This is a genomic window from Fictibacillus sp. NPDC058756 (genome assembly GCF_042746035.1).
Lineage (GTDB): Bacteria > Bacillota > Bacilli > Bacillales > Fictibacillaceae > Fictibacillus.
In genome coordinates this window covers 3184483-3204797 of record NZ_JBHYPU010000001.1, presented here as the reverse complement: position 1 = coordinate 3204797, position 20315 = coordinate 3184483, and the positions used below count along the sequence as shown (strand labels likewise).

General features: G+C 39.2%; 18 protein-coding genes and 2 riboswitches. Of the genes, 12 read left to right on the top strand and 6 right to left on the bottom strand.

Annotation, left to right across the window (positions count from 1 at the left end):
- The first annotated feature begins 78 nt into the window (after positions 1-78).
- On the top strand, positions 79-1284 hold the full coding sequence (locus tag ACFW35_RS16425) for an MFS transporter (protein ID WP_379847246.1): 1206 nt from the start codon (positions 79-81) through the stop codon (positions 1282-1284).
- 57 nt (positions 1285-1341) lie between these two features.
- On the opposite strand, the gene ACFW35_RS16420 is transcribed toward ACFW35_RS16425, so the two are convergent.
- Positions 1342-2367, bottom strand: a complete 1026-nt coding sequence (locus ACFW35_RS16420) for a DUF2332 domain-containing protein (RefSeq protein ID WP_379847244.1) — start codon at positions 2365-2367, stop codon at positions 1342-1344.
- Positions 2368-2421: 54 nt separating this feature from the next.
- Positions 2422-3651, bottom strand: a complete 1230-nt coding sequence (locus ACFW35_RS16415) for an MFS transporter (protein WP_379847243.1) — start codon at positions 3649-3651, stop codon at positions 2422-2424.
- Positions 3652-3763: 112 nt separating this feature from the next.
- Here ACFW35_RS16415 and ACFW35_RS16410 point away from each other — a divergent pair, with 112 nt between their 5' ends.
- Positions 3764-4678 (top strand): LysR family transcriptional regulator, encoded by a 915-nt coding sequence (locus ACFW35_RS16410; RefSeq protein ID WP_379847241.1) that lies wholly within the window; start codon positions 3764-3766, stop codon positions 4676-4678.
- A 71-nt stretch (positions 4679-4749) separates the two neighbouring features.
- Here the strand turns inward: ACFW35_RS16410 and ACFW35_RS16405 are convergent, their stop codons facing one another.
- On the bottom strand, positions 4750-5076 hold the full coding sequence (locus tag ACFW35_RS16405; protein ID WP_379847240.1) for a hypothetical protein: 327 nt from the start codon (positions 5074-5076) through the stop codon (positions 4750-4752).
- A 120-nt stretch (positions 5077-5196) separates the two neighbouring features.
- Positions 5197-5300: riboswitch (guanidine-I (ykkC/yxkD leader) on the top strand.
- A gap of 48 nt (positions 5301-5348) precedes the next feature.
- Here ACFW35_RS16405 and sugE point away from each other — a divergent pair.
- Positions 5349-5672, top strand: coding sequence for a quaternary ammonium compound efflux SMR transporter SugE (gene sugE / locus ACFW35_RS16400; RefSeq protein WP_379847238.1), 324 nt, complete (start codon positions 5349-5351; stop codon positions 5670-5672).
- A 164-nt stretch (positions 5673-5836) separates the two neighbouring features.
- Here sugE and ACFW35_RS16395 read toward each other — a convergent pair whose 3' ends face one another.
- Together ACFW35_RS16395 and ACFW35_RS16390 are read right to left on the bottom strand one after the other, a co-directional pair.
- Positions 5837-6622, bottom strand: coding sequence for a polymer-forming cytoskeletal protein (locus ACFW35_RS16395; protein ID WP_379847236.1), 786 nt, complete (start codon positions 6620-6622; stop codon positions 5837-5839).
- 19 nt (positions 6623-6641) lie between these two features.
- Positions 6642-7262 (bottom strand): YhbD family protein, encoded by a 621-nt coding sequence (locus ACFW35_RS16390; RefSeq protein ID WP_379847234.1) that lies wholly within the window; start codon positions 7260-7262, stop codon positions 6642-6644.
- A 129-nt stretch (positions 7263-7391) separates the two neighbouring features.
- Here ACFW35_RS16390 and ACFW35_RS16385 point away from each other — a divergent pair, with 129 nt between their 5' ends.
- From ACFW35_RS16385 to ACFW35_RS16350, 8 genes are all read left to right on the top strand, one after another.
- A complete protein-coding gene (locus tag ACFW35_RS16385) occupies positions 7392-8123 on the top strand; it encodes a TIGR02206 family membrane protein (RefSeq protein WP_379847232.1) in 732 nt (243 codons plus the stop codon).
- 88 nt (positions 8124-8211) lie between these two features.
- A complete protein-coding gene (locus ACFW35_RS16380) occupies positions 8212-9282 on the top strand; it encodes a hypothetical protein (protein ID WP_379847230.1) in 1071 nt (356 codons plus the stop codon).
- A 101-nt stretch (positions 9283-9383) separates the two neighbouring features.
- Positions 9384-10754 (top strand): TrkH family potassium uptake protein, encoded by a 1371-nt coding sequence (locus ACFW35_RS16375; protein ID WP_379847229.1) that lies wholly within the window; start codon positions 9384-9386, stop codon positions 10752-10754.
- 55 nt (positions 10755-10809) lie between these two features.
- A riboswitch (FMN riboswitch) is annotated at positions 10810-10962 on the top strand.
- 490 nt (positions 10963-11452) lie between these two features.
- The gene (gene ribE / locus ACFW35_RS16370) at positions 11453-12103 is read left to right on the top strand and encodes a riboflavin synthase (protein WP_379847227.1); all 651 of its coding nucleotides are present in this window, start codon (positions 11453-11455) and stop codon (positions 12101-12103) included.
- 11 nt (positions 12104-12114) lie between these two features.
- Complete coding sequence (locus ACFW35_RS16365; protein ID WP_379847226.1) at positions 12115-13308, top strand: bifunctional 3,4-dihydroxy-2-butanone-4-phosphate synthase/GTP cyclohydrolase II; 1194 nt, start codon at positions 12115-12117, stop codon at positions 13306-13308.
- Between the two features lie 17 nt (positions 13309-13325).
- Complete coding sequence (ribH, locus tag ACFW35_RS16360) at positions 13326-13793, top strand: 6,7-dimethyl-8-ribityllumazine synthase (protein ID WP_379847225.1); 468 nt, start codon at positions 13326-13328, stop codon at positions 13791-13793.
- An 880-nt stretch (positions 13794-14673) separates the two neighbouring features.
- Complete coding sequence (locus tag ACFW35_RS16355; protein WP_379847224.1) at positions 14674-16431, top strand: ABC transporter ATP-binding protein; 1758 nt, start codon at positions 14674-14676, stop codon at positions 16429-16431.
- Positions 16432-16433: 2 nt separating this feature from the next.
- Entirely contained in the window at positions 16434-18464 is a 2031-nt protein-coding gene (locus ACFW35_RS16350; protein ID WP_379847223.1) for an ABC transporter ATP-binding protein, read from the top strand.
- A 205-nt stretch (positions 18465-18669) separates the two neighbouring features.
- Here ACFW35_RS16350 and ACFW35_RS16345 read toward each other — a convergent pair whose 3' ends face one another.
- Entirely contained in the window at positions 18670-18822 is a 153-nt protein-coding gene (locus ACFW35_RS16345) for a hypothetical protein (RefSeq protein ID WP_165389501.1), read from the bottom strand.
- 173 nt (positions 18823-18995) lie between these two features.
- Between ACFW35_RS16345 and ACFW35_RS16340 the strand changes: the two genes are divergently transcribed.
- Positions 18996-20315 (top strand): protoglobin domain-containing protein, encoded by a 1320-nt coding sequence (locus tag ACFW35_RS16340; RefSeq protein WP_379847222.1) that lies wholly within the window; start codon positions 18996-18998, stop codon positions 20313-20315.

Below are 20315 nucleotides of genomic sequence, written 5' to 3'. Positions count from 1 at the left end.
TATGAAACATAATAGCATCAAGTCATCCAGTTGACCAGCTAGCATGGCTTAAACAAAAGTTAATGGAGGGCATTATAAATGAATACAGCAGCAGTAAAAGCGGATTCCGCAAAAACAAAAGGCGGTTTTCCAGCATTATTAGCATTAGCGATTTCAGCATTTGGAATCGGAACAACAGAATTTGTGCCAGTAGGTTTATTATCATCATTAGCCAGTGATCTAAATATATCCATCACATTAGCGGGATTATTAATATCTGGTTATGCAATGGGTGTTGCGTTTGGAGCTCCTATTCTTACAGCTTTAACGAATAAAATGAATAGAAAAACATTGCTTATGCTGCTCATGATTGTTTTTATAGCAGGGAACAGCGTTGCAGCTCTTTCTACTAGTTTTAGTTTGCTGCTGGTTGCGCGTTTTATTACAGCTTTCTCTCATGGCGTTTTCTTTTCAATTGGGGCAACAATTGCCGCTGATTTAGTTCCAGAGCATAAGCGTGCAAGTGCAATAGCCTTTATGTTTACGGGATTAACCGTTGCAACAGTTACCGGAGTTCCTTTAGGTACATTCATTGGACAAACCTTTGGATGGAGAGCAACGTTTTGGGCAGTAGCGCTTCTAGGAGTAGTGGCGATTATCGCAAGTGCAATCTTAGTACCAAAGAATTTAAAAGAAGCACCGCATGCAAGTTTGAAGGATCAAGTGAAAGTCATTAAAAATGGACGATTGCTGCTTGCTTTTGCCATAACAGCACTGGGTTACGGCGGAACATTTGTCGCCTTCACTTATTTAGCACCGATTTTAGAAGATGTGACCGGTTATGCTCCTAAAGCAGTCAGCTTTATTTTATTAGGTTACGGAATAGCAGTTGCGATCGGTAATACAATTGGGGGTAAAGCTGCAGATAAAAATCCTGTAAAAGCTTTGTTCTGGATGTTTGTTGTCCAGGCGATTGTCCTTGTTATCTTATCGTTTACTGCGCCATATAAGATAGCTGGAACAATTACGATATTCTTCTTAGGATTGCTAGCTTTCATGAATGTTCCTGGTCTTCAGGTGTATGTGGTAAAACTAGCTGAGATATATGTCCCTTCAGCTGTTAATGTAGCATCTGCAATTAATATCGCTGCATTTAACCTAGGTATCGCAATAGGAGCTTTTGTTGGAGGAGTCATTGTGGATTCAATAGGAATCATTCATACTCCATGGATTGGCGGAGTAATGGTGTTTGGTGCAGTTCTTTTAACAGCATGGAGCGGCCAGCTTGAAAAAAGAGAAGTGTAACACGAAAGGCAGTCTCTGAAAGAGGCTGCCTTTTTTAAACAGTTGTTTAATTTAAGCTTATATCTTCCAAGTGAACCATCGTCCGTGACCATCAGTTTCAGCAGCAATTTCAGTTTTTTCTATGCCATTCACATAGGAATCGATGTGCAGTTCACGGTCCCACATATTGTTGTAGATATGGGCGATATCACGTATTTGTCCGATGTTGCGTATGGTTTCCTGCAGATGTGTTTTAAGTGTATCAGGAATTTGGTTAGCAACATGTGTATGGAAAACGCAGATCATTGAACTTTCTGGAATTTGTTTAATAATTTCAGGAAGCAGCGAAACGCCATCACCTTCGATAAAGACTGCACCTTTTTTATTTACACAGGATGCTGCTTTGTTGAATAACTCTCTCCGTTCATGATGCTCAGGCCAAATTAAAGCTTCAAGCCATTGTTTATCTTGAGGATCTTTCACATCATTTATATGTAAATCAAGGCCAAAACGATGGAATACAGGCGGACTATCTGGTGAAAAGGGGGGAACTTTTTCGCCTTTGTACTCAGACGTTATTAAAACATTAGATTCATTGGCTCCATAGACTTTACCATTATTATAAGAATAGCGGTATTTGTCCCAAAAAAGCTGTAACCCGGCACTCGTTCCAATTTCGATTATTGCTAGAGGTTTTTCCGCCTTAGCATGAAGATAAGAAAAACATGGATAAAGATACCCGCATCTCCTTACTTCATTAGTTTGTACGAGTTTTGTTTGAAGTAAAGAGATAATTTCATCACGGTACTTCAAACAGAAATTTTTAAACGCTTCATAGGAATCTGCAGCCTTTTTAGGTTGTTTTGTCAGGCTAGGAAAAAAATCCATTAATTCATGCTGTGTTCCGGTCAATAAAAGATAATGAACAGCACCGAATAAGAGGTTTGGAGCAGGCTGTCCTTCGCGGGCATATGTACTTAGCAGAAGCAGATCATTGTCATTTGCTGTTTTTAAAGACAAGAATTCATACAAATCACTTGACCCAGAACATTCAAGTTTTGAAAAGTTCTCAAATCTTTGTGATAAAGTATCAAGCTTTAGCATATTTTCCACCTCATAAAAGTTTGTAAATACCTTCATTTAGTTTAACACTAAATGTCAGGAAGCGTTCTTTATGTGAAGAGAAGATATCATGCGAATACGAAAGATTCCGATAGCTCCGACGGCGATAATCATCATTGAAAAAATAATCATAATCGAAGGGATAGAGGCTATTTTATAGGCAAAGCTTGCGATAAAAGTACCCATAGCGAGACCTAGCCCCCCGATTAGCGCACGAAAGCTATAAATTTTTCCGATATGGGTTTCGGGAAAATCAGTTTGAATCATAGTTAACAGCATAATGTCACCCATTGGACTGCCAAACGCCGCAATTACCGCTCCCATTAAAGCAACCGAAAGAGACTCTGCTGAAGCAATCACAAAAAAACCTGCACCTAAAATAACGTGGCCGGCATACATGAATAAAATGCTTCTTTTCAATGTACCGACTGCAAAGAGGCTCAACAAATTTCCGATACCGTACGCTCCGCCAATGAGACCGAATGCTCCTGCACTTTCCTTTAAGATTCGCTCTGTAAAAAGAGGAACACCTACCATATAGACAGCACTCCAGCATAAATTAACCATTCCAAGACTTATTAATGCCCACAGAAGGACTTTATGATTTTTTAATAGTGAGATAGCTATCTTGAAATCTATCATGGGGGATTTTTGTACATGTTTAATCTCATTCATATCATTCATCTGAATAAATGCTTTTCTAATAAAAACGAGAGCGATGGCTGAAAGGATAAAGGTGACAGCATCTAACGTGAAAAAGTGAGGCAAAGGCATGAACGCAAGGAAGGCTCCCGTTAAACCCGGTCCGAAAATCCTAGCCAGCCTATGCGTTGTATCCATCAACGCATTTGTTTGCTGAAGAATTTCTGAATCCCTGCACAAAGATGGCAGGCTTGCCTGAAGAGAAGGATTAAAAAAGGTCCCCAATCCGGATACAATTACACTGATTATTACGAGATGCCAAACGTTAAGTGTTGAGTACCACTCAATGAGAGGGAGCAGACCAACAAATAATGCACGCAGGATATCCGTTAAAATCATTGTTCTGTGACGGTTCCACCGGTCTGCGTAAATTCCGCCTAAAATACCAAAAAACAAAGCGGAGAAAGTACCCGCCCCAATTACGTATGCTGCTGAGGCACCTAATTCTTTTATTGCGATCCACGTTATTGCTACCACATACAAATGATCACCAATAGCAGAAAATAATTGGCTTACCCATAAAATCACTAAGTTAGGATTTTTAAAGACTCTATGAAAACCCAAAGTAAACACCCTTTCTTTTCGTATATTCAGAAAAAGTGTAAGATAACAACGAATATTAAACAATATAATATAGACTATATGATTTATTAAAAATATTAATAGAGGTGATGATTTGGATATAAATCAATTATTAGCTTTTGAACATGTTGTTCGCCACGGTAGTTTCAGTAAAGCTGCTAGAATGATGGATATTTCTCAGCCGACAATCAGTATACGTATCAAGAACTTAGAGGAGGAAGTGGGCGGTGAACTTTTCAAAAGGGGAGGGAACAAGCTGGAGTTGTCGGAATTAGGAAGAACATTTCTGCCTTTTGCGCAGCAAGCCATTGAAACATTAAACAAAGGGATGGAGCAGGCAAAGCTTGCGAAAGAAGGTAGAGGTGGAAAAATAGCGATTGGAACATTGCCGACGCTTGCTGCTCATTATTTTTCTTCTGCACTGGCAACATTGTATAAAACGCATCCTCACATAGGAATTATCGTACATACTGGTCATAATCAGGAGTTGTTAGAAATGCTGTATGAAGGCTATGTAAAACTGTGTATCATGACATATCCTTTCTTTAATACTGAGTTGAAGAGTTTATTGCACATTAAAGAACCATTAGTCTTAGTAACTCACCCTGCCTATCCTTTAGCACATAGAGGTGAAATTGAGATAAGTGATTTAAGAAAAACGGCAGATCCTTTTTTATTAGTAGACTGGAGTGTTGAAACAAAAAGAGTTCAAAGAGATATGATAGGAAGCGATAGTGATTTTGAAGTGCCGCCGCAGACAGCTTATGATTTGCTGAAGAGCGGGATGGGGGTCGCTCTTTTGACAGAAACAATGGTCTCTCATGATATTAAGCAAGGCACTCTTGTTTCATTGTCTGTGAAGAGGTTTCCTAAACTATATAGGGAAAGTGCCTTAGTACAGTTGAAAAAGGAAAAGGAGATTTCCTCGTCGTTAAGGACTTTTATTAAAGTATTTAGTGATCAAATCGAAAAGGAAAAATCCTGTGTGTTAAAGTCATTTACATTCTGATTAAAAGGGAGGAAGCCAAAGAAAAAGGTTACCGCAGACTGCATCACAGATCCTGATTCTCAAGTTCAATTTCATTTTTTATACATAGTGGGAGAGAGCATGACAGGTCTTAAAGCTATTCCTTTGTTTTCAAAGAAATTCTTGATTTGACGATAGTAACTGAAGGGAGGGTGAGCTTCGAAATCCGGCATATCTTTAATGATCGTGTGAAGCAAGTTAGACTTTTCTTCTTGAACAAGAAAGTCACAGTGTACAACAAAAGCTTCTTGTTTATAATTTCTTCCGAATTGGAAATTTCGAATTTTAATATCATCACAGTTTTTATACAGATTACGGATATACTCTTCATTGTCTTGAAGATTTTGATAAATAGGAATTTCTATTTTTGTTGTATCCAATGATCTCACCTGCCTTATTCTTAATAATGTTTGATAAGCAGGTGAAATCTATACATTATTTACCATGAAAACAGCAAGTTGATTCTTGACACTCATAAAGTTTTTTTCAATAATATAGGGAGAATAGTTTTCTAGGGTTCCGCAGTGAGTGTTCACTGGTCTGGTCCGAGAGAAAGCGCACAATGGATACATTGTGTACACGGAGGGATAAAAGCCTGGGAGGATATAGATCATATATCTTTCTGGGCTTTATTTATTTTAGGAGGGCTATCATGGCTTGGGTATATTTGTTTGTTGCAGGTATCTTTGAAATCGTATGGGCGATAGGGCTTAAATATACGAATGGATTCACTAGATTGTGGCCATCGGTTGTAACCGTAGTTGGAATGATCATCAGTTTTTATTATTTGTCACAAGCTACAAAAGTTCTGCCGATCGGGACGGCTTATACGATTTGGACGGGAATAGGAGCAGCTGGAGCAGTTATTTTAGGAATTGTCCTTTTCGGTGAGCCGAAAACCGTGCTTCGTTTTGTATTTTTAGCATTTGTTATTACAGGAATTATTGGTTTGAAGGTTACTGCGGGTAGTCAGTAGGGTGTAATAGTAAAAAAATTAAGGCTGCCCTTAAACAGGTGTATAAATCAACCTGAGTGGCAGCCATTTTGATTATGAGGATCTATTTGATTGAGAATTATGCTGGCCCTGGGGGATTTATGCTCGCCCCATGAAATTTATGCTTGCATTAATGAATGCTTCTATCAGATTTTCTCTTGCGCGCCTACCTTAGCATTTTCGTCCAGCTCAAGACTTTGTTTATATTCGATGCGATCAATAACACATCCCGGGCCAATCGATATCGTATTGCCCCTAACTACTTTTGCATGTGTGTATTCAAGGGATACATGATCACCTTCGATAACATCTGCAGTAAGTTGATCTGTTTGCTGACCAATAAAAAATTTTATGAGTTTTTTGAAACCGGAAGAATCAATGTTCCTTTTTACGATGATATTTTCACCGCCTATTTCTTTTGCTTCACAAAGACGCAGGAGCTCAATGTCGATGTTTCCGGCATTTAGAAGACCATTGATTTTAAAATTGCCGCGGGCATTAAAGGATTCTGCCTCGCAGTCACCGCCAATTTTCACTTGTCCCTTAACATCTATCTCATCCCCAGACACATTGCCTTTAATTGAAGCAGATCCTCTGACGATGATTTCTTTTCCTTTTAGATCACCTTTAATATTAGATGAGCCTTGAATCTTCACTTCGCTGCAAGTTAAATTTCCGTCAATATCAGTGCTTCCATTGATGGTCATTTCTTCAGCTTCCATGTTTCCTTCAATATGGGAAGAACCATTAACCTTGGCAGTGCCAGTTTTAATATTTCCCTCTATATGTGCACTTCCGTTACATTTGAAAACTTCGCACTGAATATCACTGTTTATATGTGCTGACCCATTAACTTTCACTTGATCATATTCGCCACCAGCAGCAGTACCTGAACCTGAAATGCTAATGTTTCTTTGTTTTGTTTTTTCCATATCTATTCCTCCTCAACGTTTATGATATCTTTAATTTTAACTCTTCAATGCATTGATTCAGTTTGTAATGGGCGATAATTTTTGTTTGAGATTCTACGAACAGCTTAGCTGGTTCAGGTGTGAGGATAAAGAAAGATACACCCATCTTTCGAATGAAAACAAGTTCGCTTTCCTTGCCTTTTATTTCGTTCGAATGTTGCTGAAGGATGTGAAGAAGTTCCATTCCCTCTGAGCGGTTCACTTCACCAGTCTGAAGCAGGGTATCTAGTAAGTATATGGTTAATAATTGATCAAAGGAGAAAGTGGGAGTGTTGCCATGATGATTGTTATACATTTCTAAAGCAGTATAAGAAACAATGTTACGTTTTGTTAATTCCTCTGCTGATAAGGAAGTAATAGTAGGGGATGGGGAGAACATATCAGCAAGTTCATCTAGCGACAAATCATCTTTTAAATTCTTAATTTTTTCAATTCGCTGCAGAATATCTTCTTTTGGAAAGAAAGTCTCTTGGCCTGTAAAGGTTGATTTGCGTATAAACCAGTTTTCAGGGATCAGATTTTTTCGTTTCCAGCGATATAACTGGCCATAAGAAATGTTTGCAGCTTCAAGAAGATCTTTCTTTGAGATTAAATTTTCCATGCTCAACCTCCTTCTGAAACTAATGTAACATAACACTGTTACGTTATGCAATTATTTTTTCCATTTTTTTAAAGGAAATGCTCTAATGGTTGTGAATATCAATAAGTAATAGCGTTGAGGGGGGAGTGTATGAAGCAATGGTTTAGTGAAGGGGAGTCAGGGTTTGTTATGTTCGGCGCTGAACATATCTTCACCCTGCTAGTTATCGTTCTTATCGTAATATTGATGTACCTCTTTCGGTTTCGCATAAAAGAAATGCATTCGATAAAATATGTCCTTTTGATCAGTCTCGCTTTATCGGAAGCGGGTTATCAGTGCTGGGCAATATATAACGAGATATGGACAGTGAAATTGTATCTGCCGCTTCAGCTTTGCAGTTTAAATATTCTTTTAAGCATGATCTTGCTGTTAACAGATAATAAGAAGCTTTTTGCTTTTGTGTATCTGTTTGGTTTTACAGGTGCCTTACAAGGATTGCTCACTCCTGAACTCTATCAGCAGCCATGGCATTTTCGTTTCATCCAATATTTTTTTGCACATGGTCTAATCGTTTGGACCGCTATGTATTATGCGATTGTAAAGTCATTTAGATTATCGTGGGGCAGATTTTTTAAGTCGTTTCTATGGCTCAATCTCTATGCAGCATGTGTCTATGTAATTAATTTTTTGCTGAATACGAATTATATGTTTCTTATGAGTAAGCCAGGCAGTGCTTCACTGCTGGATCTCCTGGGTCCTCACCCTTGGTACATCATTGGATTAGAACTGATTGCATTTTTCATGTGCTTGATTGTCTTTATCCCTGTTATAGAGAAGCCATCTAATTCCATTAATAAAGATCACTCGCCGATTAGTGCGTAGTGGTCTTTTTGTATGTTTTGTGACAGTAATTGGAATGAAAAGAATTGATTGGTATTTATTGTATAATAGAAGTGAGGAGGAATATTTTATGAACCAAGCTGTTATTAAGCCAATTAAATGGGTGCCGTTTCTCGCTCTATGTATATTAGTAATTGGGAGTAATATGGTTTTGTACATGACACCATTCTTTCAGCCGGTGCCAAATCTAGTAGTAGCAGGCTCCATGTTTGATTTTCTTCTAGTTATTCCGCTTCTTGTATACTACTTTATTATTCGTAAAAGATATTCTTGGAAACTCACTGTCCTTACAGCCATCGCAAGCTATGGGCTGGCGACATTTATTATTCCAGATTCATTATTAGAGAATGTATCCATGATCCCAAAAGCTTTACTCCTATTAGAAGCGGGATTCGTTTCAATTGAACTGTATTTGTTAATTATAGTTATAAGGAAGTTTCCTAAAGTAAAAGCGTCGTACAGAAAGCTTCCGAATGAACTTCCATTTCTGATAAAAATTAAACAAGCGTTTAACTCTCATTTTGCAAAAAGCCGTATGCTCGATGCTGTTGTCAGTGAGATCACGATGTTGTACTATGCTTTGTTCTCCTGGAGAAAACCAGCTTTGACGACCGGTGAGGTTTTTACTTTTCATAAAAAAACAAGCTTTGTCGCTCTTAATCTGATGCTGATCCATGCACTTATCATCGAATCAGTAGGACTTCACTACTTCTTCAGCAAGATCGACCACACGCTTTCTCTCGTACTGCTTTTTATCAATGTCTACTCAGTGCTTTTCCTATTCGGCCAGATGCAGGCAGTTAAGAAAACCCCCTTAATCACTACGGAAGATTCTATCATTATGAATATCGGCTTCTTTAAGGGAATGTCACTTCCTTATACAGCCATAAAGGAACTAAAAAAATATGAAGGACCGGATACGATATCCGCTTCAGAAAAGAAATACACTTTCGAAGCACTCGTGAGTGATTTTATCCCGGAAAAGCCATCAATTGAAATTCTTTTAAAGGAACCTGTAGTGACAGATCTCATTTATGGATTTAAAAAGAAAGTTACTAGAGTAGTAATAAAAGTAGATGAACCCTCATCTTTAATGAACATAATAGAAAAGAGAATGACTTCTGAAAACGAAACCGATTGAAATATTTTAACAAATGTTCGATTTCACCTTGTTAAAAGGAAATGCTATTGTTACTATTTCAAAGAGTATAGAAAAATTCCCTCGACAGGTGAAAATAGACTATGTTTAAAAACAATACTGCAACTACACAACAAAAAAAGAATTTCTTAACTTCTGTTCAGCTTATCGTAATCTTTTATTTATTGTCCGTTATTGCGGCTACGATTCTATTAAGTTTGCCAGTCGGACATAAAGAGGGAGTAAAGCTTTCTTTTATTGATACGTTGTTTACAGCTGTAAGTGCTGTGAGTGTTACAGGGCTCACTTCTGTAAATATTTCTGAAACATTCAATCATACAGGTGTTGTTTTGCTCGCTATTGTTGTTCAGATTGGCGGTATCGGTGTAATGACACTAGGAACTGCTATTTGGCTGCTGATTGGCAAAAGGATCGGTATGAGAGAGCGGCAGCTGATCATGACAGATCAAAACCAGTCGACTTTAGCGGGTCTTGTTCAGCTGATGAAACAAATTTTGGCTTTGATTATAGGAATTGAAATTTTGGGGACCGTGCTTTTCTTTATTCTTTTCCAGCCATATTATGATACGGAACTGGATGTCCTGTACCATGCTTTCTTCGCCTCGGTTACAGCAACAACAAATGCTGGATTTGATATTACGGGAAGCTCACTGATTCCGTTTCGTCACGATTACCTTGTTCAGATCGTGACCATGTTTTTGATTACGTCTGGAGCGATCGGTTTTCCGGTTTTAGTAGAAATCAACAACTTTATAAAAGAAAGAAAGTATCTAGAGCGCTATACATTTACTCTTTTTACAAAAGTAACAACAATTACGTTTGCATTACTAGTAGTAACGGGAGCTTTGGGAATCTACCTATTGGAGATGAATGCCTTTTTTGAAGGTAAATCATGGCATGAAACATTTTTCTATTCCATGTTTCAGTCTGTAACAACCCGAAGCGGCGGATTATCTACAATGGACGTTTCTGAGTTTACTGTTCCGACTTTGCTCTTTTTAGGTGTAATGATGTTTATTGGAGCCTCTCCGAGCAGTGTCGGCGGCGGGATCAGGACAACAACATTTGCAGTAGCTGCTTTAGCGATTTTCTTTTATGCAAAAGGACGAAATACGATCAAAATCTTTAATCGGGAAATCTACCCGGAAGATATACAAAAATCATTTATCGTAATCATTGTTGCCATGGTTCTGTGTACAACATCAACCATTATTCTGTCAATCACAGATCCTATGCCGATCGAGTACTTGTTCTTTGAAGTGTGTTCAGCGTTCGGAACAACGGGTCTATCTGTTGGCATAACTGGAACATTAAGCTCTACCGGCAAAGTAATTTTAATGATATTAATGTTTCTTGGAAGAATAGGAATGCTTTCTTTCCTATTTATCATCCGAGGCAAAGTAGCAACTGAACACATCCATTATCCAAAAGAAAAATTAATAATTGGACAGTAAAAGCAATCATGTTTGAATTCAGCCTAATGTTTACTTATAATGTACATAAGTAAATAGTGTCCTTCGGGGTCGGGTGAAATTCCCAACCGGCGGTGATGAGGTAGATGGATGCCTCTTAGTCCGTGACCCGGTTTTGTTTTTAAGCAAAAACGGTGGATTCGGTGAAAGTCCGAAGCCGACAGTATAGTCTGGATGGGAGAAGGAACGTGAATGCTTTTAAACACTTGTTTAATAAAACAGTGATTTTAAAGGTGTATTTAGTTATAACTTTTAACAACAACCCCGGGAGCGATTACGTTCTCGGGGTATTTTTTTACAAGGTTCTTTTCTAAAAGATTGTTGCTACAGAGAGCTTTGAAGTTCTTCATTGAAGAGTAGATTGCAGTGGAAGGTGCGTGCCTACCACCTGAGAAGCTTCTCGCTAGGCATGCGACGAGGAAGCTCACATTGTAGTTTTTACTTGCAGACGCAGGAGCAAGGATACTTCTATGAAGCGGGTCAGGTGAGACACTTAAAAGTGAAACGTACGAATGTGGCTCACCGCCTGCCCGCGGAAAGCGAGCAACCTGGAACGGAAATCAACATCTTCCAAAAACAACAAAGTTTACGAGAACAGCCTTTTACAAAAAAACTCCCGGATTCATGCACATTTACGATCAGCGAATATTGAAAAAGAACGAGCAAGGGAGGTAAAGTTTTTGTTTACAGGAATTATTGAAGAACTGGGTACGATTAAGTCTATTAACAAAGGAAATGAAACAATCGTACTTACTATATCTGCTGAAAAAGTTTTGCAGGATGTAAACCTTGGTGACAGTATTTCAGTCAACGGGGTATGTCTTACTGTAACATCATATAACTCTCATCAATTCACAGTAGATGTTATGCCTGAAACGTTCAGGTCCTCAACTTTGAAACTTTTGAACAATCGTGACCATGTTAATTTAGAACGGGCAATGGCTGCCGGGGGGCGGTTTGGCGGCCATTTTGTTTCAGGTCATGTAGATGGAACCGGAGAAATCACGGAGAAACGTCCAGAAAAGAATGCAATTTACTATACCATTTCTCTTCCTGATCATTTGATGAGGTACTTTATGTTAAAAGGGTCCGTATGCGTTGATGGAACGAGCCTTACTGTTTTTGATGTAACGAAGAATTCAATTATGGTTTCCCTCATTCCTCATACCGCGGGACATACTATTTTAGGAAAGAAAACCACTGGAGATCTTGTGAACATCGAATGCGATATGCTTGCCAAATACGTATCCAGAATGCTGTCTCCAGAAAAAGAAGAAACTAAACAAAAGTCGAAGCTGTCTCTTGATTTCTTACAAGAGCACGGATTTTAGGAGGAGAGTCAATGTTCCACACCATAGAGCAAGCTGTTGAAGATCTAAAATCAGGGAAAATTGTTATTGTAGTTGATGATGAAGATCGGGAAAATGAAGGGGATTTTGTTGCCCTGGCAGAAGGGATAACAGCTGAATCCATCAATTTTATGGTTACACATGGCAGAGGGTTAGTATGTACACCGATCTCAGAAGAAATTGCAGTTAAGCTTGATTTATCGCCAATGGTTGCAGCCAATACAGATTCCCATGGCACGGCTTTTACGATTAGTGTGGATCATGTATCAACTACAACTGGAATATCAGCACAAGAAAGAGCAGCCACTGTTCGTGAGCTGGTGAATGAGGACTCGGTTCCATCCGATTTCAAACGTCCTGGTCATATTTTTCCATTAATCGGTAAAAAAGGTGGAGTACTAAGAAGAGCCGGTCATACTGAAGCTGCTATCGACCTGGCAAAAATGGCGGGAAGCAAATCTGCAGGCGTTATCTGTGAAATTATGAAAGAAGACGGGACTATGGCACGTGTTCCTGAACTTGTAGAATTAGCGAAACAGCACAATATGAAGCTGATTACGATAAAAGATCTGATCACATACCGAAACAAAACCGAGCAAATGGTGAAAAGAGAAGTCGAAATCAACCTTCCAACAGAGTATGGTGATTTTAAAGCGGTCGGCTTTTCCAATGTATTGGATAACAAAGAACACGTTGCACTTGTAAAAGGTGATATAAGCGACGGTGAGCCTGTACTGGTGCGGGTTCACTCTGAATGTCTGACTGGAGATGTTTTTGGTTCAAACCGCTGTGACTGCGGACCGCAGCTCCATGCAGCACTTTCACAGATCGAGAAAGAAGGCCGCGGAGTCTTATTGTACATGAGACAAGAGGGAAGAGGCATCGGACTCATTAACAAAATGAAAGCTTACAAACTTCAAGAAGAAGGTCTTGATACAGTTGAAGCGAACGAACAGCTCGGGTTTGCACCAGATTTGCGTGATTACGGAATCGGAGCGCAAATCTTAAAAGATTTAGGCATTAATAAAATGAAACTTCTAACGAATAATCCGAGAAAAATTGCAGGTCTCAAAGGCTATGACCTTGAAGTTACCGAGCGAATTGCGCTTCAGATGCCTCACAATGAAAGCAATGAAGACTATTTGAAAACAAAGAAAAACAAATTGGGGCATATGCTTCATTTCTAAAACAGGAGGAACCAAAAATGGCAAAATTATTTGAAGGACATTTAGTTGGATCAGGGTTAACAGTAGGAATCGTTGCAGGACGTTTTAATGATTTTATTTCAGATAAATTAGTTTCTGGCGCACAGGACGCTTTCAAAAGACACGGGGTTTCAGAAGAAGATGTGGATATCGCCTGGGTTCCAGGAGCATTTGAAATTCCTTTAATCGCAAAAAAGATGGCGGACAGCGGAAACTATGATGCCATTATTACGTTAGGAGCTGTCATTCGCGGATCGACTCCTCACTTTGATTATGTGTGCAACGAAGCTGCTAAAGGTGTAGCGCAAGCATCAATGACGAGCGGTGTGCCTGTCATTTTCGGTGTATTAACAGTAGACTCTATCGAACAGGCTATTGAAAGAGCTGGAACAAAAGCAGGAAATAAGGGCTGGGAAGCTGCGGTTTCTGCAATTGAGATGGCAAACCTAACTCGCCAGTTTTCATAAAAATATTTACAGATTACCCGTCACATTGTGGCGGGTTTATTTGTATTCATAATTTATAAAATTGGACACACATTTTTAAATTTCAGGACATATATTAACAAATAAATTATTTTATTTAGCATATCTAAAATGAATTGACATAGTTATTAGAATAGTGTTAAGATTACCAAAGTTACAAACTACAAAATTATGGAAAGGATGGTTGTGTCATGGTGAAAGAAATGATTGTTTCTCAATTAACGGTCTGTATTGCAATGGGCAAAGACTCTACAATTTCATATCATGGCCTGCCGGAAGAGTTGTATTAGGATTCCTTTCTCTTAGTTTTGTCCGATCTCTATACATATTCAATACGCAGGTCACTCCAGTCGTGACGTGTGTTTTTTTATGGTTATTAAAGCATATCGCCTTCGAGTGGTATGCTTTTTTATTTTCATTTGCACGAAGAGGCTGCTCTTCTTATGCAATATATATAAAGGCTCTTCCCTAAAAGATTGTTGCTTTGGTTCATTTCTTTCATTTTCTGCATTGGCAAGTTGATTGGAGAGCAAGGTGTGAGACTCCTACGGGATCAGCGTGCCAGCTACCTGAGTATTCTTCTCGAGGAAGCCCGCTTCAGCAGAATTTTCTCGCAGACGCAGGAGCAGTACTTTCGTGGCTCACCGCATTCCCCGTGGAAAGCGAGCAACCTGGAGCGGAAATCAACCACTTTCAAGAGCAACAAAGTTTTACTGAAACAGCCCAAAAAAATCTGGAGGTAAAGGAAATGGAAAATGGAGTGTTAATGGTGTGGCTAGAACGCAAGGATCATACACTTTTTGGGTAGCTCATTTAAACAATTGTTTAATTGTAGACAGCGAGATAGAGAGGAGAGAACGATATGTTTTCGGTTTTAGGAAAGTTAGCCTGGTTTTTTAAGAGGCATTGGATACGGTATACGGTGGCGGTCGTTCTGTTAACCGGCGTTGGAATTATTGAGATTATTCCTCCTAAACTAATAGGAAATACAATAGATTCCATTCATATGGGTACGATCACTAGAGAAGATATGATGAAAACTCTTGGTATTTTTGTAGCAGTACTGATATCGATGTATATAACGATGTACATCTGGATGTACCAGCTTTTTGGAGGCGCTTTTATTATAGAACGGACGATGCGTTCAAGATTCATGCGTCACCTATTAAAAATGACTCCTACATTTTTTGAGAAAAATAGAACAGGAGATTTGATGGCGCGTGCGACAAACGACTTGAAAGCCATTTCAATGACTGCTGGGTTCGGTATTTTAACACTCGTTGATTCCAGTCTTTTCATGCTTACGATCTTGTTTGTCATGGGTTTTATGATCAGCTGGAAATTGACGTTTGCGGCTCTTATACCGCTGCCGGTTATTGCATTTATTATTAAGAAGTACGGTAAAAAAGTGCATCAGCGTTTTACGGTTGCACAGGATGCTTTTGGGGAAATGAACGATTCGGTTCTAGAAAGTATTCAAGGCGTCCGTGTAATCCGTGCTTATGTACAGGAAGAAGCGGATGTAGAACGCTTCAATAAAGTAACGGAAGACGTTTTTGAAAAGAACCTTGCTGTTTCGAGGATCGATGCTCTTTTCGAACCGACGATTAAGATTCTTGTAGGGATGAGTTATTTGATCGGATTAGGTTATGGAGCATACATGGTTTTCCATAATACGATAACCCTTGGAGAACTTGTTACCTTCAACGTTTATTTAGGGATGCTGATCTGGCCGATGATCGCAGTTGGCGAATTGATCAATGTAATGGAACGCGGAAGTGCTTCCCTTGATCGCGTAAATGAAACGCTCGCGTACGAAGCAGATGTTAAAAATGGTGAAGATCTTGTTCCTTTATCAGATCCGGGAACGATTAAATTTGAGGATGTCACTTTCCGATACCCTTCATCAGAGTCTGATAACTTAAAAGATATAAACGTTACGGTTAAGAAAGGTGAAACACTCGGAATTGTGGGGCGTACCGGAAGCGGTAAGACTACATTGCTGAAGCAATTGCTGAGAGAGTATCCTGCTGGTGAAGGGAGAATCAGCTTCTCTGGTGTTGACATTGAAGATATCGCCTTAGAGGATCTTCAAGGCTGGATCGGGTATGTACCGCAGGATGCGATTCTTTTTTCTAAAACCGTTCAGGAAAACATCTTGTTCGGTAATCGTTTAGCCGATACAGATAAGCTTAATCACGTTATGGAGATGGCATCATTTAAGAATGATGTTGAGTATCTGCCTGAGGGCTTAAACACACTTGTTGGAGAAAAAGGTGTAGCGTTATCAGGAGGACAGAAACAGCGTGTATCTATCGCGCGTGCACTTTGTGTTGATCCTGAAATATTAATTCTTGATGATGCGCTTTCTGCAGTTGATGCAAAAACGGAGACGGCTATTATCGGAAATATTCGTAAAGAACGTGCGGGTAAAACGACGTTTATTACGACACATAGATTATCTGCAGTTGAACACGCAGACTGGATCATCGTTATTGATGACGGGATGATTGTGGATGAAGGCAGACATGAGGATTTGATTGCAAGAGATGGCTGGTATAAAGAGCAGCACGAACGCCAGCAGATTGAACAAAACTTAAATGATAATAAGGCGGTGTAGCCATGAACGTTGGAAAGCGCCTGTTTCAATACGCACTTCAATATAAAAAGAACTTCATTCTAGGATTGCTCATGCTGACTGTTGCAATTGCAGCCGAGCTAACGGGACCATTTATCGCTAAAACAATGATTGATGATCACATCCTTGGTATTGAAAAGCCATGGTATCAGGTCAGTCAAGAAGAAAAAGCGGCAGTGAAGTACGATGGAAACTGGTATAAACGAAGTGATCATTTTGATCAGGGAGAAAATAAAGGAAAAGAAATACGGGTTGTGCAGGTTAAGCGTGAATATTTTGTAATTGATCAGCCTGTTTCAATTACCGGTGAACGATCAGCTAAAAACGGAGAAGTTACGATTTCATATAAAGGAAAATCTGAAACTTACCCGGCGGATAAGCTGAGTATCAATGAAACATTCTCTTTTTATGAACCTGAAATTGCAGGAATCATGAAGCTTATGATGATCTATTTAGGACTGCTTTTATTCGCAGCATTCTTTCAGTACGGTCAGCGCTATATGCTGCAGCGATCATCAAACTTGGTTATCAAAAAAATTCGTCAGGACGTATTCGCCCACGTACAGCGGGTAGCGATCACGTATTTTGATAATCAGCCAGCAGGTAAAATCGTTTCTCGCATAACAAACGATACTGAAGCGATAAAAGAGCTGTTTATAAACGTACTTGCAAACTTCTTTACGGGAATCATCTATCTGACAGGTATCTTCACAGCATTGTTCTTGCTTGATGTTAAGCTTGCAACGATCTGTTTGATTCTCGTACCTATACTGGTAGTTTGGATTAAGATTTACCGGAAATTTGCATCAAAGTATAATCATAAAATCCGTTCAACACTGAGTGACATTAACGGAATGATTAACGAATCAATAAACGGTATGACGATCATTCAGGCATTTAAGAGACAGAAGGAAACTACAGAAGAGTTTGAGACAATGAATAAAGAATATTTCACGTTTCAAAACAAACTGTTAAGCCTGAATGCCATGACAGGACACAATCTAGTGTTATTCCTGAAGAACCTTGCATTCATGGCCTTCATCTGGCATTTTGGAGGTCAGGCGCTGGGGATAGGTTCAGCCATATCGATCGGTGTGCTATATGCATTCGTAGATTATTTGAACCGAATGTTCCACCCTGTTACAGGGATGGTAAATCAGCTTGCTCAACTGGAACAGGCACTTGTTTCCGCTGAGAGAGTTTTTGTATTAATGGATGAACCAGGCCAAACGGTTACGAAGAACGAGATCACTCGCTATAAAGGTAATGTAGCATTCAAGGACGTTACGTTCAGCTATGTGGATGGAGAACCTGTGCTGAAAAATATTGACTTTGAAGCAAATCAAGGTGAAACAGTAGCCCTTGTTGGTCATACCGGTTCTGGTAAGAGTTCAATCATGAACTTGCTTTTCCGTTTTTATGACATTAAGCAGGGTAAAATTACGATTGACGATCAGGATATTATGGAACTGTCCAAACAAGAAATGCGTCAGCATATGGGAATTGTACTTCAAGATCCATTCTTGTTTACAGGAACCATCGCTTCTAACGTAAGCCTTGATAATCCAGAGATTACGAGGGAACAAGTAGAAAAAGCATTAACGGATGTAGGAGCGATGCCTTTTATTAAGAACTTGCCCAAAGGATTGGATGAACCGGTTATTGAAAAGGGAAGCACACTCTCTTCAGGACAGCGCCAGCTGATCTCGTTTGCTAGAGCACTCGCTTATAATCCGGCGATTTTAATACTGGATGAAGCAACCGCAAGTATTGATACTGAAACAGAAGCGGTCATTCAGGAAGCACTGGATGTATTGAAGCGGGGAAGAACGACGTTCATTATAGCTCACCGTCTTTCAACGATTAAGAGTGCAGACCAGATTCTCGTCCTTGACCGCGGTGTAATCGTGGAACGCGGAAATCATGATGAATTGATGGAGCATAAAGGACGATACTTCCAAATGTATCAGCTTCAGCAAGGAAAGACAGAAAAACGTGCTGAAAAAACAGCTTAATTGCTCTGTAGATATGGTAAATAGAAGTTTTTGAGCGAAACGGGATGGGTTTTGAGCGTAGCTCGAGCAATTTGAGCGTAACTGGACGTATTCTGAGCGTAATAAGCCATTCTTGAGCGAACGTGTAATAAATAAAAGAACACGTACCGTAAACAGCAAAAACGAGCTGGTTCAACTTAGGTTGAGTCAGCTCGTTTTCTTGTATTTAACCTTCTTCTTTATTCTTTTCATCCATTTCATCGTTTTGTTCGCCGTCATCTACACCGTTATCCTGGTCGACGCCATCACCGCAAGCAGTTAATCCACCTAATGTTAACATCGCAGCCAAAGTACCGGCTGCCCATCTTTTTTTCCACATGTGAACCACTCCTCGTTTCATTATTTTAGTAATAGTTATTTTTGCTTACTTGAAGATACCCGATTTGTTGTCGATAAAACATAGGAGTGACAAAATGTGATAAAAGTCACATCGATTCGCTAAATTTTGGATTAAATTAAATAAGTGATCATAAAGGAAGAAGGAAAATAACTATGGCTTCAATCTTAAGCATACTAACTAAAAAAGCTGAAAAAAAACCTGTAACGAATTTACCTAATGATTTTATTCATGATGTGAAAATTAATGTGCAGGCAGACAGTGAGTGGCAGAAGCAACTAAACATGATATCTCTTACACTGCAAGATCTGTCTCTTATCCGGTCGCTAAAGCCTTTAATTTCAGAAAACATTGAGGGAATTGTGGATCAGTTTTATAAAAATATTGAACACGTTCCTGGCCTTCTGCAAATTATTCAAAAACACAGTTCAGTCAACCGTTTGAAAGTAACGCTGATTAAACATATCCAGGAAATGTTCGATGGTGTCATTGATGAGAGTTATGTAGATCAAAGAAGAGTAATAGCCCATATACACTTTAAAATAGGATTGCAGCCTAAATGGTATATTTGTTCGTTTCAGGATATGCTCCTTTCCATTCTTTCCATTTTAGATAAGAACATCGAAGGTAAGGTGGAATACCAGCAAGCTGTTAAAGCAGTAACGAAAATCTTGAATTTTGAGCAGCAGATTGTTTTGGAAGCTTTTGAATTTGAACAGATTAAAGAAAGAGCACGCCACGAGGAACAGAAACAGCAGATTACGCAATCTGTAGGGAATTCTGTAGAAGAGCTGGCAAGCATCTCAGAGGAAACTAGTGCAGCGCTGCAAGAACTTACGTCAAAAGCAGATGAAGTTGTGGTTTTCGCAAAAGATACAGCTGAATCAGCGGGAGAAGTTTCGAAGAACTCACTAGCAGGTAAAAACAAACTTGAAGAGCATCAGCAGATGATCAATAAAGTAAAAGAGCAATCTGAACAGATTTCTGCAGAGCTTGTAAACCTTGAACAAGCAACGGTTAAAATCAATGATGTGGTCGATATCGTAACAGCTATTGCTGAACAAACCAATCTTCTATCACTGAATGCGGCAATTGAAGCGGCGAGAGCTGGAGAAGCAGGTAAAGGGTTCTCGGTTGTTGCTCATGAAGTCAGGAAATTAGCTGACCAGACTAAAACTTCAGTGTCTGGTGTATCCGATCTTGTGAAAAATACTCATAAAAGGATTGAGGCTGTCTCGGAATCTGTAGCGAGCATCCATCACTTCATTAATGACAGTGTTTCTGAAGCTACGGAGATAACGGATTTCTTTAATGCGATTTTATCAAAAATGGATGAAAGCACGGAGAGAAGCGGGAAACTTGAAAATGAAGTTGAAGTAATGGCAGAAGTAATAGAAGAACTCAGCCATGCAGTAGGACAAATCGCTATTTCTGCTGACTCACTTTCAGATGTGACTAAAAGCATTCAAGACTAA